Source organism: Pseudomonas sp. BIGb0381 (assembly GCF_024809815.1).
GTDB lineage: Bacteria > Pseudomonadota > Gammaproteobacteria > Pseudomonadales > Pseudomonadaceae > Aquipseudomonas.
Genome location: NZ_JANUEN010000008.1, coordinates 168,303 through 194,654, shown reverse-complemented (window position 1 = coordinate 194,654; position 26,352 = coordinate 168,303). Strand labels below are relative to the sequence as shown.

Below are 26,352 nucleotides of genomic sequence, written 5' to 3'. Positions count from 1 at the left end.
GAAGCTCTGGCACAAGCATCTGCGGGCAGCGCTATTTTGTCGGTGAAGTCATCAGGTGTGCGTAGATGGCTGCACGTCGCTCGCCCAGAATCAGGCGCACCACAGGGTTGGCGAACCAATGTTCGAGCTGGTGCGCGTCGACCGGGCATTTTTGCCGCTCTTCCTGATTCTGCAGGGCCTTGTCCCACCAGACCGGGCCACAGGCCTGGTCGAATTCATTTTCGTGCTCGTAGCAGCCGTAGAGGATTTCGCGGATGAACTGCTGCTTGCGTTTGGGCAAGGCCAGGGTGATCAGCTTGTACATCAAGCGCTGCAGGCGCGGCGGACGAGGCAGGTGGGCAGACACATTGCGGGTGTCGGCCAGGGCCTTGGCGCAGATGGGGTCTGCGGCGTGCTTGGTGATCCACGCCTTTACCTTGGCGCGGAACAGCTGCTTGCGGCTCCAGTAATGGTGGATCAGGTCGGGACACTGGCGCACGTTGAGCGTGCGGTACACGGCCACTGACAGGCAGAATTCTTCCAGGGTGTAGGCGCCCCGGGCCATCGGGAACAGTTCGTCCATCAACTCGATCGAGCGATCAAGGATGTGCGCGTCTTGCCGGGCCAGGCCCATGACGCCGGAGTTGAGCAGCCACATGTCGTCGTCGGCCAGGCCTTTGTCTGCGAGGTGCTTGGCCATGGTTTCATACAGCACGCTTTCGCGGTTGTCGCCGTACTTGGCCTGGAAGGCATTGCACAGCACGGTACCGGGCGCGACGCGTTCGAACAGCGCCATGGGCGAGTCGTGGAAAAAAGTGTCGGTGTCGATCAACAGCGCGCGCTCCGCTGTTTCCAGCACCTGGCGCAACAGCACATGTTTGGTGCGGAAGTGGTAGCCGTGGGGCTCGCTCCAGCGTCTGCGCGTGGCGTCGTCCAGCGTGTGAACCTGTACCGGCAAGCCGCGATAGGGGGCCGGGTTGTCGCTGAACACCTGGATGTCCAATGGCATGTCCTGGGGGCCGCCCAGTTGGGCCAGGGCACTGGCGATGCTGAATACGGCTTCCTGATGATAGGTCTCGGCGCCGAATACCAAGTACACCAGTTGCGGGCGGAGAGTCGGGGACGCTGTATTCATGTACTGCAGGCTTCCTTTCCGGAGATATATAGACGAAAAAAAACCCCCGTAATAACGAGGGCCGGGTACAGCGATTAAACCAGCCTAGCGTGGCAGTTTAAGGTTGTTCCAGATCGCGAGGCTTGGTTCAGCCTGGTTCAGGGTATAGAAGTGCAGGCCTGGCGCGCCACCTTGCAACAATTTTTCACACATATTGCTGATCACCTGCTCGCCGAACGCCTGGATGCTCTTAACGTCATCGCCATAGGCTTCCAGTTGCTTGCGCACCCAGCGTGGGATCTCTGCACCGCAGGCGTCAGAGAAGCGCGCCAGCTTGCTGTAGTTGGTGATCGGCATGATGCCCGGCACGATCGGGATGTTCACACCCATGGCCTGTACACGCTCGACGAAGTAGAAATAGCTGTCGGCGTTGAAGAAGTACTGGGTGATCGCGCTGTCGGCGCCGGCGTTGGCCTTGCGTACGAAATTCTGCAGATCGTCTTCGAAATTGCGCGCCTGGGGGTGCATCTCCGGGTAAGCGGCCACTTCGATATGGAAGTGATCGCCGCTTTCTTCGCGAATGAAGCTCACCAGGTCATTGGCGTGGCGCAGCTCACCGCTGGCCATGCCCATGCCGGACGGCAAGTCGCCACGCAGGGCAACGATGCGCTTGATGCCGGCGGCCTTGTATTGGGTGAGTAGGCCGCGCAGATCGGCCTTGCTGTCGCCCACGCAGGACAAATGCGGAGCGGCGGGAATTTTGACTTCGCTTTCAAGTTGCAACACGGTGTTGATCGTACGATCACGCGTCGAACCGCCCGCGCCGTAGGTGCAGGAGAAGAAGTCGGGGTTGTAAGTGGCCAACTGCTTGGCAGTCGCCATCAGTTTTTCATGCCCAGCATCGGTCTTGGTGGGGAAGAACTCGAAGCTGTAGCGACGGTCTTGGGACATGGTCATACCCTTTGAAACTCAGAAGCCGACTGTGCAACCCATCTGCACTGTAGGCGCGAGCTTGCTCGCGAAGAACGTCAACGATAACGCGTAGAAACAGGATGTACGCGGTGTCCTTGAGTTTTTCGCGAGCAGGCTCGCTCCTACAGGTAGAGCAGGTTGGGCTGATTACTTAGTAGCGATAAGCGTGCGGCTTGAACGGACCTTCGACGGTCACGCCGATGTAGTCGGCCTGGGTCTTGGTCAGCTGAGTCACCACGCCGCCGAAGCCGCGGACCATTTCCAGGGCCACTTCTTCGTCGAGTTTCTTCGGTAGTACTTCCACGGTCAGGCGCTCGGCTTTCTGGGCTGGCGACAGGTCGGCGTATTTCTGGCCGAACAGGAAGATCTGGGCCAGTACCTGATTGGCGAACGAGCCGTCCATGATGCGGCTTGGGTGGCCTGTAGCGTTGCCCAGGTTAACCAGGCGGCCTTCAGCCAGCAGGATCAGGTAGTCGTCGTTCTGCGGGTCGAAAGCGCCAGCGCCGGTACGGTGAACCTTGTGTACCTGCGGCTTCACTTCTTCCCATGCCCAGTTCTTGCGCATGAAAGCGGTGTCGATCTCGTTGTCGAAGTGACCGATGTTACACACCACGGCACGCTTTTTCAGGGCCTTGAGCATATTGGCATCGCAGACGTTGACGTTACCGGTGGTGGTCACGATCAGGTCGATCTTGCCCAGCAGGGCCTTGTCGATGCTTGCTTCGGTGCCGTCATTGACGCCATCGATGAACGGCGAAACCACTTCGAAACCGTCCATGCAGGCTTGCATGGCGCAGATCGGGTCGACTTCGGAGACTTTAACGATCATGCCTTCCTGGCGCAGGGACTGGGACGAACCCTTGCCCACGTCGCCGTAGCCGATCACCAGGGCTTGCTTGCCCGACAGCAGGTGGTCGGTGCCGCGCTTGATGGCATCGTTCAGGCTGTGACGGCAGCCGTACTTGTTGTCGTTCTTGCTCTTGGTCACCGAGTCGTTGACGTTGATGGCCGGGATTTTCAGCTCGCCCTTGGCCAGCATGTCCAGCAGGCGGTGCACGCCGGTGGTGGTCTCTTCGGTCACGCCGTGGACGCGGTCGAGGATCTGCGGGTACTTCTTGTGCAGCAGCTCGGTCAGGTCGCCGCCGTCGTCGAGGATCATGTTGGCATCCCAAGGCGCGCCATCTTTCAGGATGGTTTGCTCCAGGCACCACTCGTACTCTTCTTCGGTCTCGCCTTTCCAGGCGAATACCGGGATACCGGCGGCGGCGATGGCGGCAGCGGCCTGGTCTTGGGTCGAGAAGATGTTGCAGGACGACCAACGCACTTCGGCGCCCAGGGCCACCAGGGTTTCGATCAGTACGGCAGTCTGGATGGTCATGTGGATGCAGCCGAGGATCTTAGCGCCCTTGAGCGGTTGCTCGGCGGCGTACTTGCGACGCAGGCCCATCAAGGCTGGCATTTCGGATTCGGCGATAAAGGTTTCGCGACGGCCCCAGGCGGCGAGGGACATGTCGGCGACTTTGTAGTCGTTGAAATCTGCAGGCGTAATTACAGCGCTCATGAAGAGCCTCCATTCGTAGTGTGCGAATGGGCGCCGTTGTGCGTTTAGTATCAGGCCAGGGCAACCAGGCCGGACAACGCCCCATCCGAGCCTGACAGGTTGAACCTGCTGCAGCGCCCCTCGGACAGGTGGCGGGAGAAACGGTATCAACTGAAGATGACCGTTTTGAAGCGGTGGCGATTATAGCCGTGTACGCGATACTTCCCAAGCCTTTCTGTCGGCGGCATGCAGATCGCGCATGGGGTTGATAGGCAATGGCGCATAGAGCTTGGGGGCAGGCTCTGCCATGATGTTGCCCATCATTTGGCAAGACGCTTTGGAGTGACCATGAACTTCCACACCCGCAAATGGGTAAAACCTGAAGACCTCAACCCCAACGGCACCCTGTTCGGCGGCAGCCTGCTGCGCTGGATCGACGAAGAAGCGGCCATCTACGCCATCGTCCAACTGGGCAACCAGCGCGTGGTGACCAAATACATTTCCGAAATCAACTTTGTCAGCGCCTCGCGCCAGGGCGACATCATCGAACTCGGGATCACTGCCACCGAATTTGGCCGCACCTCCATCACCCTCACCTGTGAAGTGCGCAACAAGATCACCCGTAAAAGCATCCTGACTGTAGAGAAGATGGTCTTCGTCAACCTCGGCGAAGACGGCTTGCCCGCGCCCCACGGCCGTACCGAGATCAAGTATGTAAAGGACCAGTTCCAGGAAGATGACATTCGCGAATAATTACATGCCACCGGTTTGATTTCTGTTGCCAGGTTGTTCCGGGTGGATCTTTTCCAGGCTCTCTCGTCACTCAGGATTACACCCCCGCAGAGAGAGTCAGTGCATGAAAGTGCTCAATCCGGTCACTCCTGTTCAGTCTCATTTGCATGGAAATGCCGGAGTCAGCGCCGATCACACGGCGAAGACGTTGTTGGTGGACAGTGGCGGCGAGCGCAATCTGACCCTCCTTCGCGATCCTCAAGGGCGGGTGGAGGTGGTGTTATCGCCGCCGCCCGTCACGCATTTGGTGCTCAGTGGTGGTGGGGCCAAGGGCGTCGCTTTCTCGGGAGGCGTGCAGGCACTTGAAGACGCAGGGACACTGAAAGGCATTCGGGTGATCTCCGGTTCCTCCGCCGGCGCGATTTCCGCAGCTTTGGTTGCCAGTGGCATGGGGGCGGCAGCATTCGATGGGCTGTCGGACAACATCAATCTGCCCAGTCTGCTGAACAGCAAAGACCCTGTGACGGCCTGGTTGCAGGAAGCCAGTTCGACGCTTGGCAAGCATGTGGGGCGCTTGCCGGGCCTGGCCGGCAACATTTCCCAGTTGCTGATGACCCTGCTGCCACGTCTGAAAACCGCTGCCGTTCCGCTGGAGGAAATGATCCGCGACGAGTCGCGCAAGGCGCTTCTTGGTCATATTGCCGACACTCCCAGAGAAACCCGTCCCGCCGAAGTCATGTGCATTGCTGACAAGCTCAGTGCAGGTGGCGCGCCCACGTTTGCCGACCTTGAGGTGTTAAGTCGCAATATTCCAGCGGTCAAGCAACTCAATATCACGGGTACTGGCATGTTTGGTGGGCGCCCACAGTTGGTAGTGTTCAACAGCAGTTTGACTCCGGACATGGATGTCGCCCGCGCCGCGCGTATTTCGGGTTCGTTGCCCGTACTGTTCAAAAGCCCTGTGGAACAAGGGCATGGCTTCCAGATGGCATCTGAAACCACGGCCTTTCAGGACGGTGGCCTGCTGCTCAATACACCAGCGTCAGGCGTGGTGGACCGTTTGTTTTCCGAGAGCCCCCTGAGCAAGTCTGAGTCGCTGATCATCAAGTTCGAGTCAGACCCCGTCGGGGCGCCAGCCCAACGTGGCGGTTTTTTCAGCAGCCTGGTCGACTGCATCACGGGAACACCCCACTCGGCCGCCGAGGCTTACCAGGATAAAAGGCTCGAAGCATTTGCCGACCAGACGCTGGCGTTGCCACTTAATACCGAAAAAGGCGATTTTCGCGGCCTGCTCAACGGTACGGTCAACTTCACCATGAAGGATGAGTACAAGCAGCACCTGCAGGAGAGGGCGCGTGAAGCGGTGGAGGGGCATCTGCAGCGTCGTGCCACGACGCGTGAGTCTCACTCGTTCGGTACGCTGGATGAAGCGGTGCTGGCGATGGATGATAAAACACTGGCCAGTGTGCAGCCGGCATTGCAGAAAGACACGGCCGCTACCAGTGTGCTGATGTTTCGAGAAGAAGCGAAGCAGGTGTTGCACGCCCTGGACCGTGCGATTGCTGCGGTCGAGAAGTCCCATGATGGCTTGCTGTTCACACCGAAGCTGTCGTCGGCAGTTCGTAATCTGGATGCACTTGCCCGCAGTCCCGAGAAGATCGAATGGTTGGGACGGCGCTTGAATGACCCTGACCAGCATAATTTCCAGGCGTTGCTGCAAGTGGCTGCCAAACGGGGGGCCGGCGATGCTTCACCCTCTTCCAGGGTCATGACCTGCGCTGTCGCTGAAATGAAGCGGCGCGATATCGCGGTGAGTGCCGAGAGCTTTACGCGGGAGGTCATCTACCCATCGTTGTTCCGACCAGGCCAGCCGGCGTCGAATGTTGAACTGTTACAGCGCGCAGCCCGAGACTTGGCCGAGGCCACTTCGCCACTCGCGTTCAACCGTGTGCTCGATGACCTCAGCGAAAAATACCAGGCGCGCAACAAACCCTGGAGCACGCCTTCCAGTTCCACCACTGTGGAGATGGCCAAGGCTTGGCGCATGCCGGTTTAGTTGTCTGGTCACTGAACAGCTACCGCGCCAGCATGTCGTAGCTACAGGCACCCCTCGGACTCTGGAACATCATGGCTACCCACGAAGACGGCAAGACCCCCAACCTGTCGCAGGAAGAGCAACAGGACGTGGACAAGAACCAGCCACCCCGCGCCGCGGTGCTCCACGAAATCATCCGTACCCAGGGCGACCAGGAGTTGGAGCGCAGCGTCGCCGCCTTGTGGTGGTCGGCCCTGGCCGCAGGCTTGACCATGGGCCTGTCGTTGATGGCCATGGGGCTGCTCAATTCACGCCTGCCGGACGGCGAAGCGTTCAAGGTGATCGCCAGCTTCGGCTACTGCGCAGGCTTCCTCGCGGTGATCCTGGCGCGTCAGCAACTGTTCACCGAAAACACCCTGACCGCCGTGTTGCCGGTGATGAGCAAGCCTACACTGGCCAATGCCGGGCGGCTGATAAGGCTCTGGAGTGTGGTACTGGTGGGCAACCTGTGCGGCACGCTGTTGGTGGCGTATGTGATGCTGCACCTGCCGATCTTCGACACCAAGACCGACATGGCCTTCCTGGACATCGGGCGCAAGATCATGGAAAACGACGCCGGCCAGATGTTCGCCAAGGGCATCGTCTCCGGCTGGATGATCGCCACCATGGTGTGGATGATCCCTTCGATGGAAAGCGCCAAGATGTGGATCATCATTCTGATCACCTACCTGATGGCCCTGGGGGATTTCACCCATATCGTGGTGGGTTCGGCGGAAGTGTCATACCTGGTGTTTGCCGGTGAGCTGCCGTGGAAAGACTTCTGGCTCGTGTTTGCCGGCCCCACACTGGCCGGCAACATCATCGGTGGCAGCTTCATCTTTGCGCTGATCAGCCATGCGCAGATTCGTAGCGAAACCAAGGCACCTTCTGCAACTCACTCCGGCGCACGGGGGCAGCTTTCTCAGAGCAAGAAAAAGGCCTGATATTGCCCCGCAAAGACTCAAACGCGTTCTTTGCGAGGCACCTGGATCAGGACTTTCAGGCTTTGAGCGACGTGCTGGCAGAATCGGCGGCAATTGTGCGGTCAGGTGCCTTCAGTTGACCCTCCCACCGGGCAATCACCAATGGCGCCAGCGCGTTGCCCAGCACATTCAACGCTGTGACCGGCATATCCATCAGGCGATACACGCCTGCAATGATCGCCACTCCTTCCACGGGCAGACCCGCCGCAGTCAAGGTCGCGGTAAGGATGATAAACATGAAACCCGGCACGCCCGCCGCGCCCTTTGACGTCAACACCATGATCAATACCAGCATCCCCTGATCCGCCAGACTCAGGTCGATGCCATATGCCTGGGCGATGAACAACGTGCCCAACGCAGCAAAAAGCGATGCGCCATCCAGGTTGAACGAGTAGCCCAGCGGGATAACCATGCTGGTAATAGGGCGCGGAGCACCGTAGCGCTCCATTTTTTCGATCAATTGAGGCATTACTGTTGCTGACGCGGCGCTGCTGTAGGCCAGCAACAATTCACTGCGTATCTCCCGCGCCAAGTGGAAAAAGCCGACCCCCGCCAATCGTGCAACTGCGCCCAATACGCACAATGCAAATAACAGCACTGCGACATAAGTTGTGCCGATCAGTTTGGCCAGCGGCAGCAAGGCACTGAGGCCAAAGCTGGCGACGGTAACTGCGATCAGCCCGAAAATGCCGATCGGCGAGTAATGCATGACCAGATGGGTGACTTTGAACATTGTGTCGGAGATGCCCTGCATCACACTGATCAGGGGGGCCTTGCGCTGCTCGGGCAGCATAGACAAGGCGCAGCCGAACAGGATGGCGAAAAACAGCACGGAGAGCAGCTTGCCCTGCGACATGGCCAAGACGATGTTATCCGGCACGATCGCCAATAGCGTTTGCCCCAGATTCTGCGTTTTGCCGTTGGCGGCCAGTTCTGTTACTGGCGTCTGCAACGTACTGCCAAATTCGGCACCTGAGCCGGGCTCGACGACGTTTCCAACGATCAGACCAAAGACGATTGCAATACTGGTGATCGTGAAGAAGTAAACGAAGGTCTTCACGCCAACGCGTCCCAAGGCGGCAGGATTTCCCATCCCGGCAATGCCGACGGTCATGCAAGCAAAGACCAAAGGTACGACGATCATCTTCATCAGCTTGATAAACAAGTCGCCTGCCGGTTGCAGCAGATTGTCAATGAACCACGTCTTGTGTTCGGGAAACTGGTTGAGAAGGATGCCGACGATTATCCCGGCGGCCAGACCGATCATGATGCGAGTCACAAGGCTGGTTGGTTTTTTGGTGGTCATGTAGGTGCCCCTTATTGTTGTAGATTTCAGGGATTTATTGAGCGAACAGCGCGGCGAAGTCCTTGAACCCTTTCACCTCGATGGGGTTGCCGCTGGGGTCAAGAAAAAACATCGTGCGTTGCTCGCCTGGCTCGCCAGCGAATCGGATCACTGGCGGAATCTCGAAACATGTACCCAGGTGGGTAAGGCGTTCGGCAAGCGTCAGCCATTCCTCAAGCGGTAACACCACGCCGAGATGCGGCATCAGGACACGATGCTCACCGACCAGCCCGGTACGTGTGGTGGGAAACGGCGTGCCCAAGTGCAGTGAAAGCTGGTTCCCGAAAAAATCGAAGTCGATCCAGGTCTCGCTGCTACGGCCTTCCGTGCAGCCCAAAACATCTCGATAAAAAATGCGCGCCTGATTTAGGTCATAAACATGATATGCAGCGTGGAAAGGTCTGTTCATGGGGGGCATCTCTGTGTGGGAGAACCCTCAAATTAAACAGGTCGTGTACCCGGGTAAAACGGGTTCGCCTTGGTCTGAGCGAAAGGAAAACTTATGGATGTTCGATTCCTGAGAAGTCTGGTCGCCGTCATTGAAACCGGCTCCATTGCTGCGGCCGCGCGACGTGAAAACCGTACTGCAGCGGCGATCAGCCAACGGGTCAAGACGCTTGAGCGAACACTGGGGTGCACGCTGCTTATGCGCACTGCGCATGCCGCATGGCCCTCAGACCAGTGCCTGCTGTTGCTGCCAAAAATTCATGCGGTCATTGAACAGGCGCGCGAGTTGCAGGAGGACCTGAGCCAAGATGGCTTATCGGGAGAGATCAAGATCGGTGCCATTTCGACGGCATTGACCGGGGTCTTGCCGGGGGCGATTGAGCGACTGGCGCTTTCGGCACCAGGGCTGAGACTGAAGATCACACCGGGTGACTCCAGAAGCCTCTATGAGAGATTGCTGGCCCAGGAGCTGGACGCGGCGATTCTTGTCAGGCCACCCTTTCAGCCACCCAAGGCTTTGGCGACGACCTTGTTGCGGGCTGAACCTCTGATACTGATTGCCCCCGCTGGGTTTGGCACGCAAACGTTAGAAGCATTGCTGCGCGAGCGGCCATTCATCCGCTATGACGCTCGTTCGTGGGGTGGGCAGATTGCCCAGCGTTTTCTCGATGAACAGTCCTTTGATCCGCAGGTGTTGTGTGAGCTGGATGCCTTGGAAACCATCGTCATACTGGTCGCCCAAGGCATGGGTGTATCACTGGTGCCGCAGTGGGCAGGGATGTCTCGCAATGGCCTGTGTGTCTTGCCGGTCGACGACGCGCCGCGCTATGCGCGGGATCTGGTCGTCATGCATAGCTCGACGCCGCGGCGCCCACTGGCGATGCGGCACTTGCTTGAACACCTGGGCAATCGCAGTGCGCCCTTAGGCAAACGTGTGATGTAGCGACGTAATTGCTCACAGCTTCACTGAGGCTCGGCTATGCGCTTTACGACTCGGCCAATGGTCAAGCCCTGCACCAGGATCGACGACAGCACCACGATGTAGGTGATGCTCAGCAGCAGATCGCGCTCCGGACCCAGTGGCAGGGCCAGCGCCAGTGCCACTGAAACCCCGCCGCGCAAACCGCCCCAGGTCAGGATACGGATGGTGCCGCGCGGCACCGTGCGCCAGCGGCGCAGCAACAGGATCGCCGGGGCCACGGTCAGTAGGCGAGACAGCAGGATCGCCACCGCCAGCAAACTGGCCGCGAACACGTGCAGCCAGTTGAACGGCAACAGCAGCAGCTCCATGCCGATCAGCGCAAAGAGCAGCGCGTTGAGCATGTCATCGAGCAGTTCCCAGAAGCCGTCCAGGTAGCGCCGGGTCATGTCGTTCATCGCCAGCTTGCGCCCCAGGTTGCCGATGATCAGCCCCGCCACCACCATCGCGATCGGTGCGGAGACGTGCAGTTCGGTGGCCATCGCCGAGCCGCCGATCACCAGGGCGAGGGTCAGCATCACTTCGATCTGGTGCTGTTCGATGCTCTTGATCATCAGGTACACCAAGTAGCCGATCAGCCCGCCGAAGACCACGCCGCCAATTGCCTCATGGGCGAACAGCATGGCCGTGGCGCCCACGGTCGGCGTCTCGCCCAACTGCGCGATACCCAGCAATACGGTAAACACCACCACCGCCGTGCCGTCGTTGAACAGGCTCTCGCCCACAATCGTGGTCTTCAGCGGTTTCGACGCATTGGCGGTTCGCAGCACGCCCAGCACCGCAATGGGGTCGGTGGGCGAGATCAGTGCGCCGAACAGCAGGCAGTAAAGGAAGCTCACGTGCCAGCCAAACAGGGCGAAGATGTAATAGGCCAGGCTGCCGATCACCACGGTGGCGATCAACACGCCGAAGGTTGCCAGCAGGCCGATGGGCCAGCGGTAGCTGCGCAGGTCGTTCAAGTTGACGTGCAAGGCGCCCGCGAACAGCAGGAATGACAGCATCCAGTTCATCAGCAGGTCGCCGAAGTCGATCTGGCCGATCAGTTGCTGGATGCGCTCCTCCAGGCCTGGGTAGCCGAGCAGGCTCAGGCCTTGCAGGATCAGGGAAAACAGCAGGGCCGTGACCATGACACCGATGGTGGGCGGCAAGCCGATAAAACGGAAGTTCACGTAGGTGAGCAGGGTGGTGAGGCAAATGAAGGCGGCGACAAGTTCAAGCATCCGGGGTCCTTGGGCGGTGGGTGGTGGAGTGTTAGTGGGGGGATGGACCGCAGTGGCGGCTTGAGGTTGCAAGGTCTTGGGCGAAAGTGCGGTAGAACCTTTCGGTGTCGCGCGGCTCATAGCGGTTAGGTGCGATATTGGGTTTTTAGTGCTAGAACTCTAATCGCTTTATAAAACTACAAAAGGAATGAGTGATGACGGCTGCTTTCTGGTGTGTGTTGATCGCGATTTTTCTGCCTTACCTGTGTACGGGGGTGGCCAAGTTCAGTGGCGGCAAGTTCGGGCCACGACAGAACCACGACCCGCGTGCTTTCCTGGATACACTCGACGGGTTTGCCAAGCGGGCCCACAGTGCGCAGCTCAACAGCTTTGAAGTGACGCCAGCGTTTGCGGCGGCGGTGATTATCGCCCATTTGGCCGGCACGGCCGAACTGGTGACCATCAATGTGCTGGCCGTGCTGTTTATCACCAGCCGCCTGCTGTACATCATTTGCTACCTGGCCGACTGGGCGATGTTGCGTTCGCTGGTGTGGGCGGTGGGCATGGCGTTGATTGCGAGTTTCTTCTTCGTCTCGATCTGACCCGATTTATGTAGGAGCGAGCTTGCTCGCGAAGAATGAACAGACGACGCGGGCTGCCAGAAAGCGCTGCGTTATCGTTGACGTTTTTCGCGAGCAAGCTCGCTCCTACGGGGTGTTTTCGGCGAGTGTCAGGTTCCGGTAGGTGCATCCGGCACCTGCGGCAATGCCGCGCCCTTGGGCCACAGCATCCAGATCTGCCCTTGCTGCTTCATGTTTCCCGCCAACTCTCCGGCAGCATCACCCGTGCCCCAGAACAAATCCGCGCGCACTTCACCGGTGATTGCACCGCCGGTGTCCTGCGCGGCGACGGGGCGTGCCAATGGCGAGCCGTCGGGCTTGGTAGTCGACAGCCACAACAGGCTGCCCAGCGGAATCACCTTGCGATCCACCGCCACGCTGTAACCGGCCGTCAACGGCACATTCAGCGAACCGCGTGGACCTTCATTACTGTCGGGGCGTGCGCTGAAAAACACGTAGCTGGGGTTGCTCGCCAGCAGTTCCGGGATGCGCTCCGGGTGCGCCTTGGCCCAAGCGCTGATGGCGCCCATGGTCACGTCTTCTTTCTTCAACTCGCCTTGCTCCACCAGCCAACGGCCGATAGGGCGATAGGGGTAGCCGTTCTGGTCGCCGTAACCGACGCGCAGCTGGCGCCCGTCCTTGAGTTGGATGCGGCCCGAGCCCTGGATCTGCAGAAATTGCAGGTCCATCGGGTTGGTCAGCCAGGCAATCGGCTTGGCGGTGGAGCCTTGGCCGTTGATCGCGCTGGCATCGTCATAGGGCTTGAGTACGCGGCCTTCGAGGCGGCCGCGCAGGCGCTTGCCCTTGAGTTCCGGGTAGATGCTTTCCAGATTGACGATGATCAGGTCATCCGGCACGCCATACACGGGCACATGAGCGGCGGCGGTCTTGGTCAGGCTACCGGGGTATACCGGTTCGTAGTAGCCGGTGATCAAGCCGTTGGGGGTGTTATCAGCCGAACGCAGGCCGAACACATCCAGGCGCTCTTTGAGAAACCCGCGCACCGCTACGGCATCGCCGGGCACGCTGGCTGCTGCGGCACAGGTCGCGCCCCATACCGGGTCTGCCTTGAGGCGTTGACAGGCGCTGCGCCAGGATTCAAAACCGGCCAGCAAGTCGGAGTCGGACACGCTCGGCAAAGCCTCCCAAGGGGCATTCACGTAGGTGGCCACGGCGTGGGGTTTAACAGTTTCATCTTTGCCGGCGTCTTTACCCGCGTCACAGCCTGCCAGCAGTGCAATTATCGGCAGAGCCCACGCCAGGCGGCGGCTCCAGTGTTTCAATGTGAAATTCATGCAAACAGTTCCTGAAGCGATTGCCTGCGCCGCAGCGCCTGTGGGCAATCCTTATTATTAATAGGGCTATTGGTCTTTACGGGCGGGGCGAGGATACTGGCCGCCGTTTCCCGTGACCCTGAGCCACCATGACTTTTAAAAAAATTACACTTGTGCTGTTGGCCTGCCTGACGCTGTCCGCCTGCGGCGGTGTCGACCCGAATTCGCCCCTGGGCCAGCGTAAGGCGATCTTCAAGCAGATGCTCAAGACCGGCGAAGACCTGGGCGGCATGCTGCGTGGGCGCATCCCCTTCGATGGCGCGAAATTCGCCGAAGGCGCGGTCAAGCTCGATGCGCTGTCCCATGAACCGTGGAAACACTTTCCGAGCGTACGCGAAGAGGATCACACCAGTGCCAAGGACGACGTGTGGCAAAAGCAGGCGCAGTTTCAGCAACTGGCTCGCGACCTGGAAGCGGCCACCGGTGAGTTGGTGATCGCCAGCCAGGTGCAGCCCTACAAGGCCAGCAACCTTACGCCTGCCGTACAGAAAGTCGAAGATGCCTGCAGTGCCTGCCATAAACAATTTCGGGATCACTGACCGGTTTTACTGGTCGAGTTCTTCCACGGCGTCCTGCAGTTCCTTGCGTGACTCGGCGAGTTTGTCCTTACGCTTGTTGATCTTGTCCGCGTCGCCTTTTTTCATCGCCTTGTCGAGGTCGGCCTGACGGCGGCTGACCTCGTGCTTGGCGTCGAGTACCTTGTTTTCGCGCTCCTTCCTCAAGGAGGCATCCGTGCAGTTGGCGGTGACTTCGCTCAGGGCTTTTTCCAGGCCGGCTTGCTGGTCGCTGTTGCCGTGGGCCTTGGCCTGTTCGATCTGGGTGCTGATGGCCTGGCGTTTGGCGGCACAGCCGGTGAGTGGGGTGGCTTCTTCGGCGGCCAGCAGTGGCGTGGCCATGAAGCTTGCGACGGTCAACAGGGCGAAAGGGGCGAGGAATTTCATGTGGAGCTCCAGGTGCGCAAATAGCAGGGTGAATTCTGCTGTGATTCAAAGGTGGCTGGGTTGGGTTCAAAAACCGTCTATTCCGGCCACGCGTAATGTTTCAGCCAGGGTCTGTACGTGTGGGTCGCGAAAAAAAGCGCTCAGTTGCGCCGCGCGGCCCGGGCCGATGCCATCGATGGCCAGCCAGGCCTGGGTGTCTCTGGCGACCAGCGTCTGCCAGTCGCCTTCCAGGTTGTTACGTGCCGCAGGTGGTACACCCAAGGCCTTGAGCCATTGTGCAAAGGGGCGTTGCCGAGCGCTGTGAAGGCTGTGGAGCAGCCGCGTGCGGCTGCGCTCACCGAAGCCATCAATGTTAGCAAGCTCTGCCGCATCCAGGGTTAACCAATCGAGAAAGCCTGCGATTAGACCGGCCTGGATCAATATGTTCCACGTCTCGCGGCCTATGTGCGGCAATGCCAGGCCCTGGTTGCCGCTCAGCCAGGTAAGGCGTGCGAGCAGCTGTTCTTCGCAGCCGGGGTCCAGCTGCCAGCAACTCAACGCGTGAAAGTCCCGAGGATCGGGCACTGGCAGCTCGACCCTGGTGGTATTGCGCAGGATCACTTGGTCCAGCCGAGGGATCACTTGGCCCGCCAGGCTCACGGACACTTGGTCGCCCGGGCGAATATCCAAGGTCTGCCAGCGCTTCAAGGAGCCAGCGTTGACCCGGCTGATCCGGCGGTCGTCCAGGCGCACAGGCTCCAGTTCCAGAATGGGGGTGATGCGTCCGGTGCGGCCGATCTTGAACTGCACCTGGCGCACCAGAGCCAGGGCTTTGGAGGCGGGGTACTTCCAGGCGACCGCCCAATAAGGCGCGCTGACCTGCCAGCGCTCGGCAGGTGCGCGTAATGCCTGGTGCAGCACCACCCCGTCGCTGGCGAAGGGCAGTGGGTGGTTGTACCAATAAGTGCGCCAGTGCCCGGCTTCGGCGATGTTCTGGACTGGCTGGCTATAGCGCTGGCTGTCGGTGAACCCCCAGCGTGCCAGGGTGGCCAGGCGTTCGGCAAAGGCAGCGGGGCCGTTCGGCCAGGCCCAGACAAACAGGCCGATGCCGGCGGCGTCGGTGTCGCTCAACTGCCGGCGGTTCATCATTCCAGCCACCTTGCTGCGCGTGTTGAGCCCGCCACGAGCTGATTGCACATGCTCGTCAAGGCGCCAGTAGAGCTCGCCTTGCAGCACCAGATCGATGGGTTCCGGCAGTTGCTGGACAATGGCGGGGATCTTGCGCGCGGAGGCTGACCAGTCCTGGCCGAGTGCGCCATCGCCTCGGCTGATCAACTGCTTCAATTGGCCCTGGCGATACACCAGGGTCACCGCCACGCCGTCGACCTTGGGTTGAATCCACACGTCTTGTCGTGTGTTCAGCCAGGCGCCGACGGCTTGTTCATCCAGCAGTTTTTTCAGGCCTGTATGGGCGACCGGATGCGGCAAGGTGCCCCGGGCGCTGGCCAGTGGGTTGTCAGGTTGGGTGGTGGCTTGTGAGAAACACTGGCGCCAGTGGGCCAGACGCTGGCGGGCCTGGTCGTAGAGTTCATCGCTGACGGCGGATTGGCCGAGGCGGTGGTAACTGTCGTCCCACAGGCGGATTTGTTCGGCCAGGGTGTCGACCTGGGTCCGGGCCTCATCGGGGCAGTTTTCAGCCCAGGCCGAAAAGGGTAGAGCGCTGAGTAGAAGAGCAATCAATAAACGCATCATGAGCATCCTTGCTCGAAAGGGGCGCCCAGCCTAAATGATCCCTTCACCCACAAAAAAGCCCCGACGATGCGGGGCTTTTTACCGGGTGTTTCGGCTTACTTGAACAGACCGCCCAGTGCTTTCACGGCATCAGGCTTATCAGCCTTGGCTTCCTGGGTTTGCTGCTTGGCGTCGGCTTTGGCTTGGGCTTCAGAGAGTTTGTCACAACCTTTGTTGATCTGGTCTTGCGCCGCTTTGAAGGCCTTCACTTTCAAGCTGTCGTTGCTGGCTTCGGCCGCATCGATCTTGGTTTGCAGGTCTGCGGATTGCTTTTGGCAGTCGCCAGCGTTGCTGACACCCAACTGGGAGCCCAGGGCGCCACTCAGTGCGCTCAGGTCGGCGGCGTGGGCCGACAGGGCGAACAGGCTGATCAGAAGGGCGGCAGGGGCGAGCGGGGAGATGCGCATGAAAAACCTCAATGTTCGATTGCCTGCGCACTTATGAATCCCGGGCTGGCGCAGGGCAATATCCAAATAAGGTAGAGGCCCGAGAGGGCGCGGATTCTAGAGGGCCATTATTTCGCCTGCAAGCATTGGATCCAAAAAATGTGAAGAGAGTCCCGCAATAAAAAAGCCCCGCCGGGCAAACCCGGCGAGGCTTTATGTACCGTGAGCGGTTACAGGCCGGCGGCAGTGCGCAGGTCGTTGGCGCGGTCGGTTTTTTCCCAGGTGAAGGTGGTGAAGGTGTCGTCACCGACGGTCTTCTGCGCAGGGGTACGACCGAAGTGGCCGTAGGCTGCGGTTTCCTGGTACATCGGGTGCAGCAGGTCGAGCATGGTGGTGATCGCGTAAGGGCGCAGGTCGAAGATCTCGCGCACCAGCTTGACGATCTTGTCATCGCTGATCTTGCCGGTGCCGAAGGTATTCAGCGAGATCGACGTAGGCTGGGCCACGCCGATGGCGTAGGACACCTGAATCTCGCAACGCTCGGCGAGGCCGGCAGCTACGATGTTCTTGGCCACGTAGCGACCGGCATAAGCGGCCGAACGGTCAACCTTGGATGGGTCTTTACCGGAGAACGCGCCACCGCCGTGACGGGCCATGCCGCCGTAGCTGTCGACGATGATCTTGCGACCGGTCAGGCCGCAGTCACCTACCGGGCCGCCAATGATGAACTGGCCGGTGGGATTGATGTGGAACTGGGTGTCCTTGCTCAGCAGTTCGGCCGGCAGCACGTGCTTGACGATCAGCTCCATCACGCCTTCGCGCAGGTCAGCGTAGGAAACGTCCGGGTTGTGCTGGGTCGACAGTACAACGGCGTCGATACCGACCACTTTTCCGCCTTCGTAGCGGCAGGTCACCTGGGACTTGGCATCCGGGCGCAGCCAAGGCAGCAGGCCGGATTTACGCGCTTCGGCCTGACGCTGCACCAGCTGGTGCGAGAAGGTGATCGGTGCCGGCATCAGCACCTCGGTTTCGTTGCTGGCGTAGCCGAACATCAGGCCTTGGTCGCCGGCGCCCTGGTCTTCCGGCTTGGCACGGTCGACGCCCTGGTTGATGTCGGGCGACTGCTTGCCAATGATGTTCATCACGCCGCAGGTCGCACCGTCGAAACCGACGTCGGAGCTGTTGTAGCCGATGTCGGTGATCACGTCACGAACGATCTGCTCCAGGTCAACCCAGGCGGTAGTGGTCACTTCGCCAGCGATGATCGCTACACCGGTTTTCACCAGGGTCTCGCACGCCACACGGGCGAACTTGTCTTCAGCGATGATGGCGTCCAGCACCGCATCAGAAATCTGGTCGGCGATTTTGTCCGGATGCCCTTCAGACACGGACTCGGAGGTGAAAAGGGAGTATTCGCTCATCTCGATGTTTTCCTGATATTTACCGATGGTGAGTGTCGCCAGTCGGTCGCTGAAAGTGGCGGACCTGGATCTGGAAACCATTACGTAAACCTACATAGAGGCTTTCCCCGGGAACGAGTCCCGCAGCGGTGGCCCAACGGGCCAGATCGTCCTGTTCAAAACCCAACCAGAGATCACCGCAGGCCTCCCTGGCCCAATTCTGGTTGTGGCTGCATAAATCCGTAACCAACAGGCTACCGCCGGGTTGCAGCAACCCGGCCATTTGCTTTAAAGCGTCGGCGGGGGCTGCGAAATGGTGCAAGACCATGTTCAGCACCACGCAATCGGCCTTGATCGTTGTGCTGCTCAGAGCGTCCGCCAACTGCAGGCTGACATTGCCCAACGCCTCGCGCTCACAGAGCTGGCGCGCCAGTTCGAGCATCGCCGGGCTGTTGTCCAGTGCGGTGACTTGCTGAAAGCGGCGCGCCAGTTCCGGCAGGAAACCGCCATCCCCAGGCCCCACTTCCAGTGCCGTGGCCCCTTCACTGAAGCTCAGCTTGTCCAGCAGCGCCAGTACGCTGTCGCGGTACTGGGCCAGGCCTGCGATCAGGTCTTGTTGGGCGCGAAATTTCTCGGCAACCCGTGCGAAAAAGTCCTGGCTCGCGGCGGCACGTTGCCCGTGGACCTGGCCGATGCGTGACTGCACGTCATTTGGCAGGCTCAGGCTGTCCACTTCCTCAAGCAAGGCAGCGTGCAGCTTGCCGCCGAGCAGGTCGGTGTGGGGCAGGGCGCGGCGGTAGAAAATCGCATTGCCTTCGCGGCGGGTGGCGACCAGGTCGGCCTGGGACAGCACCTTCAGATGGTGGCTCATGCCGGACTGGCCGATGGCGAAGATCTGTGCCAGTTCCAGCACGCCGAATGAATCGTTGGTCAGTGCGCGCAGTACGTTCAGACGCAATGGGTCGCCAGCGGCCTTGCACAAGGCTGCCAGGTCTTCGCCGTCGTCAGGACGCAGGGTGGGCACGGGTAGGTTCATAAGACCAGCAGTCTAGTGACGGGTGGGTATCCTCGCAAGGCCAATATCAAAAAGTTTTGATATTGGTCGATAAGTGGCGGTTATAAGCAGCCGCTATAACCTTTAGACGAAGCGGTTAAAGGTTTCTGCAAGCGATTGCCGCCCAAAGCACAGGAAAAACACCCGCAAGTGACTATCTGTCATTGCCCGCAGGCGGTGGCTGAGGGAAAATGCCGGTCCTTTTTTCCGTTTCTTTTAATCATTCACTCTTCAAAATCCTCAGGAGAACAGCGATGCCCAGCCGTCGTGAGCGTGCCAACGCCATTCGTGCCCTCAGCATGGATGCCGTGCAAAAAGCCAACAGCGGCCATCCCGGTGCCCCGATGGGCATGGCGGATATCGCCGAGGTACTTTGGCGTGATTACCTGAAGCACAACCCGAGCAACCCGTCGTTCGCCGACCGTGACCGCTTCGTGCTGTCCAACGGCCACGGCTCGATGCTGATCTACTCGCTGCTGCACCTGACCGGCTACGACGTCACCATCGATGACCTCAAGAGCTTCCGCCAGCTGCACAGCCGCACTCCGGGTCACCCTGAATTCGGCTACACCCCAGGCGTGGAGACCACCACCGGCCCCCTGGGCCAAGGCCTGGCCAACGCCGTAGGTTTCGCGCTGGCAGAAAAAGTCCTGGGCGCGCAATTCAACCGCCCTGGCCACGACATCGTCGATCACCACACCTACGTGTTCCTGGGTGATGGCTGCATGATGGAAGGCATTTCCCACGAAGTTGCTTCCCTGGCCGGCACCCTGGGCCTGGGCAAGCTGATCGCCTTCTACGATGACAACGGTATCTCCATCGACGGCGAAGTCGAAGGCTGGTTCACCGACGACACCCCTAAGCGTTTCGAAGCCTACAACTGGCAGGTAATCCGCAATGTCGACGGCCACGATCCGGAAGAAATCAAGACCGCCATCGACACCGCCCGCAAGAGCGCGCAGCCGACCCTGATCTGCTGCAAGACCACCATCGGCTTCGGCTCGCCGAACAAGCAAGGTAAAGAAGACTGCCACGGCGCCCCACTGGGTGACGCGGAAATCGCCCTGACCCGCGAAGCGCTGAAGTGGAACCACGGCCCGTTCGAAATCCCGGCCGACATCTACGCCGAATGGGATGCCAAGGAAAAAGGCCTGGCCACCGAAGCCGAGTGGGACCAGCGCTTCGCTGCCTACTCCGCTGAGTTCCCTGAATTGGCCAATGAGCTGGTGCGCCGCCTGGCCGGTGATCTGCCTGCCGACTTCTCGGAAAAAGCCTCGGCCTACATCGCCGAAGTCGCGGCCAAGGGCGAGACCATCGCCAGCCGTAAAGCCAGCCAGAACACCCTGAACGCCTTTGGCCCGCTGCTGCCTGAGTTCCTCGGCGGTTCGGCTGACCTGGCCGGTTCCAACCTGACCCTGTGGAAGGGCTGCAAAGGTGTCTCGGCCGAAGACGCCAGCGGCAACTACATGTACTACGGCGTGCGCGAATTCGGCATGAGCGCCATCATGAACGGCGTGTCCCTGCACGGCGGCCTGGTGCCTTACGGCGCGACGTTCCTGATGTTCATGGAGTACGCACGTAATGCCGTGCGTATGGCCGCGCTGATGAAGAAGCGTGTGATCCATGTGTACACCCACGACTCCATCGGCCTCGGCGAAGACGGCCCGACGCACCAGCCGGTCGAGCAACTGACCAGCCTGCGTACCACGCCGAACCTGGATTGCTGGCGCCCAGCCGACGCGGTGGAATCCGCGGTGGCCTGGAAGCATGCGATCGAGCGCAAGGACGGTCCTTCGGCGCTGATCTTCTCCCGTCAGAACCTGCAACACCAGGTGCGTACCGACGCGCAGATCGCCGACATCAGCCGTGGCGGCTACGTGCTCAAGGACTGCATCGGCGAGCCGGAGCTGATCCTGATCTCCACCGGTTCCGAAGTGGGCCTGACCGTTCAGGCGTACGACAAGCTGACTGCCCAAGGCCGTAACGTGCGCGTTGTGTCCATGCCGTGCACCAGCGTGTTCGAAGCCCAGGACGCCGGCTACAAGCAATCGGTGCTGCCGTTGCAGGTCAGCGCGCGTATCGCCATCGAAGCGGCTCACGCCGACTACTGGTACAAGTACGTGGGCCTGGAAGGCCGCGTGATCGGCATGACCACCTACGGTGAGTCGGCGCCGGCGCCAGCGTTGTTCGAAGAGTTCGGTTTCACCCTGGAAAACATCCTGGGTCAGGCTGAAGAGCTGCTGGAAGACTAAGTCAGTCTGCGTTGTCTGTACTGGCGCTATCGCGGGCAAGCCCGCTCCCACATTTGGATCTCGGTCTACTGTGGGAGCGGGCTTGCCCGCGATGGCGATACTGCATTCAACACCGAACTAACCTTGATCGAGAACCCCATGCCCCAACCGCGTCCCTACAAAGTTGCACTCAACGGCTACGGCCGCATTGGTCGTTGCGTCTTGCGTGCTCTGTTCGAGCGAGGGGCGGCAGCCGGGTTTGAAATTGTCGCGATCAACGATCTGGCTGACATGGCCAGCATCGAATACCTGACACGCTTTGACTCCACCCACGGCCGTTTCCCCGGCGAAGTGCGGGTCGAAGGCGATTGTCTGCATATCAACGGCGACTGCGTGAAAGTATTGCGCAGTGCCACCCCCGAGGGCATCGACTGGGCGGCGCTCGGCGTCGACCTGGTGTTGGAATGCTCCGGTGCCTACAACACCCGTGCCGATGGCCAGCGTTTCCTCGATGCCGGCGCTCCGCGTGTGCTGTTTTCCCAGCCGATGGCCAGCGAGGCGGATGTCGACGCCACCATCGTCTTCGGCATCAACCAGGATTGCCTGACCGGCAATGAGCTGCTGGTGTCCAACGCCTCCTGCACCACCAATTGCAGCGTGCCGCTGTTGCGCCTGCTGGATCAGGCGATTGGCCTGGACTACGTGTCGATCACCACCATCCACTCGGCAATGAATGACCAACCGGTGATCGACGCCTATCACCATGAAGACCTGCGCCGCACACGCTCGGCGTTCCAGTCGGTGATTCCGGTGTCCACAGGCCTTGCCCGCGGCATTGAACGCCTGCTGCCGGAACTTGCCGGGCGAATCCAGGCCAAAGCCGTACGGGTGCCGACGGTGAACGTGTCCTGCCTGGACATCACCATGCAAACCGTCAGTGACACCGATGCCGTGGAGGTCAACCGGATCCTGCGCGACGCCGCCACCAGCGGCCCGCTCAAAGGCTTGCTGGCCTACACCGAGTTGCCCCACGCCAGTTGTGATTTCAACCATGACCCGCATTCGGCAATTGTCGATGCCAGCCAGACCCGCGTTTCCGGCCCGAGGCTGGTGAACATCCTGGCCTGGTTCGACAACGAATGGGGCTTTGCCAACCGAATGCTCGACGTTGCGGAACATTATCTGCATATCGCCTCTAAACAACCTCAACAGTAATTCAGGAACTGCCACCCATGACCGTGTTGAAGATGACCGACCTCGATCTGCAAGGTAAGCGCGTACTGATCCGCGAAGACCTCAACGTCCCCGTCAAGGACGGTGTTGTCACCAGCGATGCGCGAATCCTGGCCTCGCTGCCGACCATCAAGCTGGCCCTGGAAAAAGGCGCGGCCGTGATGGTCTGCTCCCACCTGGGTCGCCCGACCGAAGGTGAGTTCTCCGCCGAAAACAGCCTCAAGCCGGTAGCCGACTACCTGAGCAAGGCCCTGGGCCGTGACGTGCCGTTGGTGGCTGACTACCTGGACGGCGTTGACGTTAAGCCTGGCGACATCGTGCTGTTTGAAAACGTGCGCTTCAACAAAGGCGAGAAAAAGAACAGCGACGAACTGGCCCAGCAATACGCCGCCCTGTGCGACGTGTTTGTGATGGACGCTTTCGGCACTGCCCACCGCGCCGAGGGTTCGACCCACGGCGTGGCCAAGTTCGCCAAGGTGGCGGCTGCCGGCCCATTGCTGGCGGCTGAACTGGATGCACTGGGCAAAGCCCTGGGCGCTCCGGCCCAACCGATGGCTGCCATCGTTGCCGGCTCCAAGGTGTCCACCAAGTTGGACGTGCTCAACAGCCTGAGCCAGATCTGCAACCAGTTGATCGTCGGCGGCGGCATTGCAAACACCTTCCTGGCTGCAGCAGGCCACCCGGTGGGCAAGTCCCTGTACGAGCCGGACCTGCTCGATACCGCCCGCGCCATTGCCGCCAAGGTCAGCGTGCCGCTGCCGGTGGACGTGGTGGTGGCCAAGGAATTCGCTGAAACAGCCGAGGCCACCGTCAAGCTCATCGCCGACGTGGCCGCCGACGACATGATCCTCGACATCGGCCCGCAAACCGCAGCCAACTTCGCGGAACTGCTGAAAGCCTCCCAGACCATCCTGTGGAATGGTCCGGTCGGCGTGTTCGAGTTCGACCAGTTCGGCAACGGCACCAAAGTGTTGGCGAAGGCCATCGCAGAAAGCTCGGCATTCTCCATCGCCGGTGGCGGCGACACCCTGGCGGCCATCGATAAATATGGCGTCGCTGACCAGATCTCCTACATTTCCACCGGTGGCGGCGCATTCCTCGAATTCGTCGAAGGCAAAGTCCTGCCGGCCGTTGAAGTGCTGGAAACCCGAGCCAAAGGCTAAGGCTCGTGATCCGGAAAAGGAGCATTCCCATGATCAAGTCGTTGGCAATGGTGATCGCAGCGGGCCTGTTGGCCGGCTGCGGCAGCACGCCAAGCGCAGCCCCGCCGGCAGGGAAACCTGCCTCGGAGCAGAAAAAAGCCTGCTACCAGGCTGACTGGCAAGCCGAAACCATGCCGGTGATTAACAAGCGTATCGGCAACGAACGGCTGGAGAGATATGACTCTGCGCCCAACGGTCAGGAACAGGGTTGCCCTTGACGGGTCAGATCAACTAACCGACGGCATCGGCGGCCTTTGGCCCCGCTGCGAGGATTGGCTATGAAAGGCGTTTTCGCCCTGGCAGCCCTGGCCCTATTGGCCGGTTGCAGCAGCATGAACATGTTCAACAAGGCAGAGCCGGAAGGTAAGTGGACCACCTGGACCTGCGACAGCAAGGCCGAGGTCAACTGGCGCTTCGCCAACCAGGCCCGCAGTGAGGTGGATGTACGCCTCGGCGGTTCCGACCAGGTTTATCGTCTCAAACAGGATGTGGCGGCTTCGGGCGTGCTGTACAGCAACGACCAGTTGGCGTTTCACACAAAAGGTGAGGAAGGCCTGGTTTACTGGGTTGCCACCGACGATTTGATCGGGCGCGGCTGCAAGGCCCAGTAAATAGAACGCGGCCTCACCATCGATGAGACCAAAATGTGTGGGAGGGGGCTTGCCCCCGATAGCGGTGGATCAGCCAACAGAGTCATCACTGACAGGCTGTCATCGGGGGCAAGCCCCCCTCCCACATCAGCAATAACGATTCAGCACGCCAGGCATGCAAAGCCTGACCTGCAATAACTTGAATAGCAGCCGCCGCTACGGCAGGCTTGCACGATTAACGACCCTCGACCGGGAGAGACAACACAATGGCACTTATCAGCATGCGTCAAATGCTGGACCACGCAGCCGAGTTCGGCTACGGCGTCCCAGCCTTTAACGTCAACAACCTTGAGCAGATGCGCGCCATCATGGAAGCCGCTGACAAGACCGACTCCCCAGTGATCGTCCAGGCTTCGGCCGGTGCGCGCAAATACGCCGGTGCTCCTTTCCTGCGTCACCTGATCCTCGCTGCGATCGAAGAATTCCCACATATCCCGGTGTGCATGCACCAGGACCACGGCACCAGCCCTGACGTGTGCCAGCGCTCCATTCAACTGGGTTTCAGCTCGGTAATGATGGACGGCTCCCTCGGTGAAGACGGCAAGACCCCGACCGACTACGAGTACAACGTGCGCGTAACCCAACAAACCGTGGCCATGGCCCATGCCTGCGGCGTTTCGGTTGAAGGCGAACTGGGTTGCCTGGGTTCCCTGGAAACCGGCATGGCCGGTGAAGAAGACGGCATCGGCGCCGAAGGCGTGCTGGATCACAGTCAGATGCTGACCGACCCGGAAGAAGCTGCCGACTTCGTCAAGAAGACCCAAGTGGACGCCCTGGCAATCGCCATCGGCACCAGCCACGGCGCCTACAAGTTCACCAAGCCACCGACCGGCGACGTACTGGCCATCGACCGCATCAAGGAAATCCACAAGCGCATCCCTAACACCCACCTGGTGATGCACGGCTCTTCCTCGGTACCGCAAGAGTGGCTGGCGATCATCAACCAGTACGGCGGCGACATCAAAGAAACCTACGGCGTACCGGTTGAAGAAATCGTCGAAGGCATCAAGTACGGCGTGCGCAAGGTCAACATCGACACCGACCTGCGCCTGGCGTCCACCGGCGCGATGCGTCGCCTGATGGCCACCAACCCGAGCGAGTTCGACCCACGTAAATTCTTCGGCGCTACCGTGACCGCGATGCGTGATGTGTGTATCGCTCGCTACGAAGCCTTCGGCACTGCCGGTAATGCGTCGAAGATCAAGCCGGTTTCGTTGGAAGCGATGTACCAGCGTTACCTGAAAGGTGAGTTGAACGCTAAGGTGAACTAAGCCTCAGGCGTTACAAAAGAAGCCCGCAGCGATGCGGGCTTTTTTGTCGCTGGAATTTGATCAGCTTGCAGGCGTGTAGGACCAGCACCGAGTCCTAAGGTGTTGGAGGGCGTTTACCAAGGAATGGTCCTAGTGCTGATCAGACAATCCCTGCTCGAAATGAGGCCAGTCCCTTCACTCGTGATCAATATCCAACTTCGCAAACGTCACCTTTGCGCCTTCCTTGCTGTCCCCGCTGTTGTCCTGCACATAAGCGCCCGCCTTGAAGTACAGCGGCTTGGCCGCCCACGCTGCACCGATGCGTTCGTTCCACTCACTGTCGGCGGCGTACACGCTGAGCAGCCCGGCTTTGTTGAGGTTGATCACGTAGGTAAAGCTTTTCTCCAGCGGCACATTGGACGCGACGATGATCACGCGGCTTTCATTTTCATCCGGGCGCATGCGCACCTTGGCGACGATGTTGCCGGTCTGGGTCTTTTCCTTGAACTGGTATTCGAGTTTGATCAGCGGTTTCTGGCTGTCGTAGGCGTGGATCTGGCCGATGACGATCTTGCCGCTGGAGGGCACCTGGTTGACCGCGAGGGTGGCGCGCAGGAAGTTATCGGCTTCGGGGTAGGTCCAGTTGCGCAGGCGGCCGTCGGCGTAGGTTTCGCGCAGTTCGCTGCGTGGGTACACGGCGTTTTCGGTGCGGGTGCCGGTGACCGGTGTCCAGAATTGCACGTTGCTGCCTTCGGCCTGGAAGTATTGGTCGTTGAAACCGCTCATCAGTTTTGGGGTGTCGATGGTGGCGGGCGGGGAGCCGACCGGAATGCTCAGGTTCCAGGTGGAGAGGTCGATCATGGCGTTGGCCTTTTACAGGGGGTGAAGGCTTTGGCCCGGGGGCCTGACAGGTTCTT

25 protein-coding genes and 1 riboswitch are annotated in these 26,352 nt (G+C 60.2%); of the genes, 12 read left to right on the top strand and 13 right to left on the bottom strand.

Annotated features, from left to right (window positions below; translation table 11 throughout):
- Positions 1 to 31 precede the first annotated feature (31 nt).
- The 3 genes from M2397_RS21285 to ahcY form a co-directional block, all read right to left on the bottom strand.
- Positions 32 to 1,114 (bottom strand): hypothetical protein, encoded by a 1,083-nt coding sequence (locus tag M2397_RS21285; protein ID WP_145336887.1) that lies wholly within the window; start codon positions 1,112 to 1,114, stop codon positions 32 to 34.
- A gap of 84 nt (positions 1,115 to 1,198) precedes the next feature.
- Positions 1,199 to 2,044, bottom strand: coding sequence for a methylenetetrahydrofolate reductase [NAD(P)H] (metF, locus tag M2397_RS21280; RefSeq protein ID WP_131697470.1), 846 nt, complete (start codon positions 2,042 to 2,044; stop codon positions 1,199 to 1,201).
- Positions 2,045 to 2,216: 172 nt separating this feature from the next.
- Positions 2,217 to 3,626 carry an adenosylhomocysteinase gene (gene ahcY, locus M2397_RS21275; RefSeq protein WP_053128057.1) on the bottom strand — a complete coding sequence of 470 codons (1,410 nt, stop codon included), beginning with the start codon at positions 3,624 to 3,626 and terminating at the stop codon, positions 2,217 to 2,219.
- A gap of 21 nt (positions 3,627 to 3,647) precedes the next feature.
- Positions 3,648 to 3,754: riboswitch (S-adenosyl-L-homocysteine riboswitch) on the bottom strand.
- A gap of 199 nt (positions 3,755 to 3,953) precedes the next feature.
- On the opposite strand from ahcY, the gene M2397_RS21270 reads away from it, so the two are divergent.
- The 3 genes from M2397_RS21270 to M2397_RS21260 all read left to right on the top strand — a co-directional run bounded on the left by M2397_RS21270 (position 3,954) and on the right by M2397_RS21260 (position 7,355).
- A complete protein-coding gene (locus M2397_RS21270; protein ID WP_167656778.1) occupies positions 3,954 to 4,358 on the top strand; it encodes an acyl-CoA thioesterase in 405 nt (134 codons plus the stop codon).
- A gap of 103 nt (positions 4,359 to 4,461) precedes the next feature.
- A complete protein-coding gene (locus M2397_RS21265; protein WP_259244357.1) occupies positions 4,462 to 6,393 on the top strand; it encodes a patatin-like phospholipase family protein in 1,932 nt (643 codons plus the stop codon).
- Positions 6,394 to 6,464: 71 nt separating this feature from the next.
- Positions 6,465 to 7,355 carry a formate/nitrite transporter family protein gene (locus M2397_RS21260; protein WP_131697467.1) on the top strand — a complete coding sequence of 297 codons (891 nt, stop codon included), beginning with the start codon at positions 6,465 to 6,467 and terminating at the stop codon, positions 7,353 to 7,355.
- Positions 7,356 to 7,410: 55 nt separating this feature from the next.
- Here M2397_RS21260 and M2397_RS21255 read toward each other — a convergent pair whose 3' ends face one another.
- Entirely contained in the window at positions 7,411 to 8,700 is a 1,290-nt protein-coding gene (locus M2397_RS21255) for a cation:dicarboxylate symporter family transporter (RefSeq protein WP_259244356.1), read from the bottom strand.
- A 34-nt stretch (positions 8,701 to 8,734) separates the two neighbouring features.
- Positions 8,735 to 9,148 (bottom strand): VOC family protein, encoded by a 414-nt coding sequence (locus M2397_RS21250; RefSeq protein ID WP_131697466.1) that lies wholly within the window; start codon positions 9,146 to 9,148, stop codon positions 8,735 to 8,737.
- Between the two features lie 93 nt (positions 9,149 to 9,241).
- On the opposite strand from M2397_RS21250, the gene M2397_RS21245 reads away from it, so the two are divergent.
- A complete protein-coding gene (locus M2397_RS21245; protein ID WP_131697465.1) occupies positions 9,242 to 10,129 on the top strand; it encodes a LysR family transcriptional regulator in 888 nt (295 codons plus the stop codon).
- Positions 10,130 to 10,149: 20 nt separating this feature from the next.
- Here the strand turns inward: M2397_RS21245 and M2397_RS21240 are convergent, their stop codons facing one another.
- Positions 10,150 to 11,385 (bottom strand): sodium:proton antiporter, encoded by a 1,236-nt coding sequence (locus M2397_RS21240; RefSeq protein WP_131697464.1) that lies wholly within the window; start codon positions 11,383 to 11,385, stop codon positions 10,150 to 10,152.
- A gap of 194 nt (positions 11,386 to 11,579) precedes the next feature.
- Between M2397_RS21240 and M2397_RS21235 the strand changes: the two genes are divergently transcribed.
- Positions 11,580 to 11,966 (top strand): MAPEG family protein, encoded by a 387-nt coding sequence (locus M2397_RS21235; RefSeq protein WP_131697463.1) that lies wholly within the window; start codon positions 11,580 to 11,582, stop codon positions 11,964 to 11,966.
- Between the two features lie 128 nt (positions 11,967 to 12,094).
- Here M2397_RS21235 and M2397_RS21230 read toward each other — a convergent pair whose 3' ends face one another.
- Positions 12,095 to 13,279: a murein transglycosylase A gene (locus tag M2397_RS21230; protein ID WP_145336883.1), complete on the bottom strand. Its 1,185-nt coding sequence runs from the start codon at positions 13,277 to 13,279 to the stop codon at positions 12,095 to 12,097.
- A gap of 128 nt (positions 13,280 to 13,407) precedes the next feature.
- Between M2397_RS21230 and M2397_RS21225 the strand changes: the two genes are divergently transcribed.
- Positions 13,408 to 13,857, top strand: a complete 450-nt coding sequence (locus tag M2397_RS21225; protein WP_131697461.1) for a cytochrome c — start codon at positions 13,408 to 13,410, stop codon at positions 13,855 to 13,857.
- 6 nt (positions 13,858 to 13,863) lie between these two features.
- Here M2397_RS21225 and M2397_RS21220 read toward each other — a convergent pair whose 3' ends face one another.
- The 5 genes from M2397_RS21220 to M2397_RS21200 form a co-directional block, all read right to left on the bottom strand.
- Positions 13,864 to 14,259 carry a DUF1090 domain-containing protein gene (locus tag M2397_RS21220; RefSeq protein ID WP_131697460.1) on the bottom strand — a complete coding sequence of 132 codons (396 nt, stop codon included), beginning with the start codon at positions 14,257 to 14,259 and terminating at the stop codon, positions 13,864 to 13,866.
- Positions 14,260 to 14,325: 66 nt separating this feature from the next.
- Positions 14,326 to 15,990 carry an NAD-dependent DNA ligase LigB gene (gene ligB / locus M2397_RS21215; protein ID WP_259244355.1) on the bottom strand — a complete coding sequence of 555 codons (1,665 nt, stop codon included), beginning with the start codon at positions 15,988 to 15,990 and terminating at the stop codon, positions 14,326 to 14,328.
- Between the two features lie 95 nt (positions 15,991 to 16,085).
- On the bottom strand, positions 16,086 to 16,436 hold the full coding sequence (locus tag M2397_RS21210) for a DUF1090 family protein (RefSeq protein WP_131697458.1): 351 nt from the start codon (positions 16,434 to 16,436) through the stop codon (positions 16,086 to 16,088).
- Between the two features lie 209 nt (positions 16,437 to 16,645).
- Positions 16,646 to 17,836: a methionine adenosyltransferase gene (gene metK, locus M2397_RS21205; protein WP_053128075.1), complete on the bottom strand. Its 1,191-nt coding sequence runs from the start codon at positions 17,834 to 17,836 to the stop codon at positions 16,646 to 16,648.
- A 19-nt stretch (positions 17,837 to 17,855) separates the two neighbouring features.
- A complete protein-coding gene (locus M2397_RS21200) occupies positions 17,856 to 18,851 on the bottom strand; it encodes a metalloregulator ArsR/SmtB family transcription factor (protein ID WP_259244354.1) in 996 nt (331 codons plus the stop codon).
- Positions 18,852 to 19,123: 272 nt separating this feature from the next.
- On the opposite strand from M2397_RS21200, the gene tkt reads away from it, so the two are divergent.
- The 6 genes from tkt to fba all read left to right on the top strand — a co-directional run bounded on the left by tkt (position 19,124) and on the right by fba (position 25,456).
- Positions 19,124 to 21,121 carry a transketolase gene (gene tkt, locus M2397_RS21195; RefSeq protein ID WP_034116187.1) on the top strand — a complete coding sequence of 666 codons (1,998 nt, stop codon included), beginning with the start codon at positions 19,124 to 19,126 and terminating at the stop codon, positions 21,119 to 21,121.
- A 138-nt stretch (positions 21,122 to 21,259) separates the two neighbouring features.
- Positions 21,260 to 22,315 (top strand): erythrose-4-phosphate dehydrogenase, encoded by a 1,056-nt coding sequence (gene epd, locus M2397_RS21190; protein WP_131697455.1) that lies wholly within the window; start codon positions 21,260 to 21,262, stop codon positions 22,313 to 22,315.
- 17 nt (positions 22,316 to 22,332) lie between these two features.
- Entirely contained in the window at positions 22,333 to 23,496 is a 1,164-nt protein-coding gene (locus M2397_RS21185) for a phosphoglycerate kinase (protein ID WP_053128082.1), read from the top strand.
- 29 nt (positions 23,497 to 23,525) lie between these two features.
- Entirely contained in the window at positions 23,526 to 23,753 is a 228-nt protein-coding gene (locus M2397_RS21180) for a hypothetical protein (RefSeq protein WP_167656773.1), read from the top strand.
- A gap of 60 nt (positions 23,754 to 23,813) precedes the next feature.
- Positions 23,814 to 24,146, top strand: a complete 333-nt coding sequence (locus tag M2397_RS21175; RefSeq protein WP_027606036.1) for an MliC family protein — start codon at positions 23,814 to 23,816, stop codon at positions 24,144 to 24,146.
- 245 nt (positions 24,147 to 24,391) lie between these two features.
- The gene (gene fba, locus M2397_RS21170) at positions 24,392 to 25,456 is read left to right on the top strand and encodes a class II fructose-bisphosphate aldolase (protein WP_053128086.1); all 1,065 of its coding nucleotides are present in this window, start codon (positions 24,392 to 24,394) and stop codon (positions 25,454 to 25,456) included.
- A 174-nt stretch (positions 25,457 to 25,630) separates the two neighbouring features.
- Here the strand turns inward: fba and M2397_RS21165 are convergent, their stop codons facing one another.
- Positions 25,631 to 26,296: a polysaccharide lyase family 7 protein gene (locus M2397_RS21165; protein ID WP_131699044.1), complete on the bottom strand. Its 666-nt coding sequence runs from the start codon at positions 26,294 to 26,296 to the stop codon at positions 25,631 to 25,633.
- Between the last annotated feature and the right edge of the window lie 56 nt (positions 26,297 to 26,352).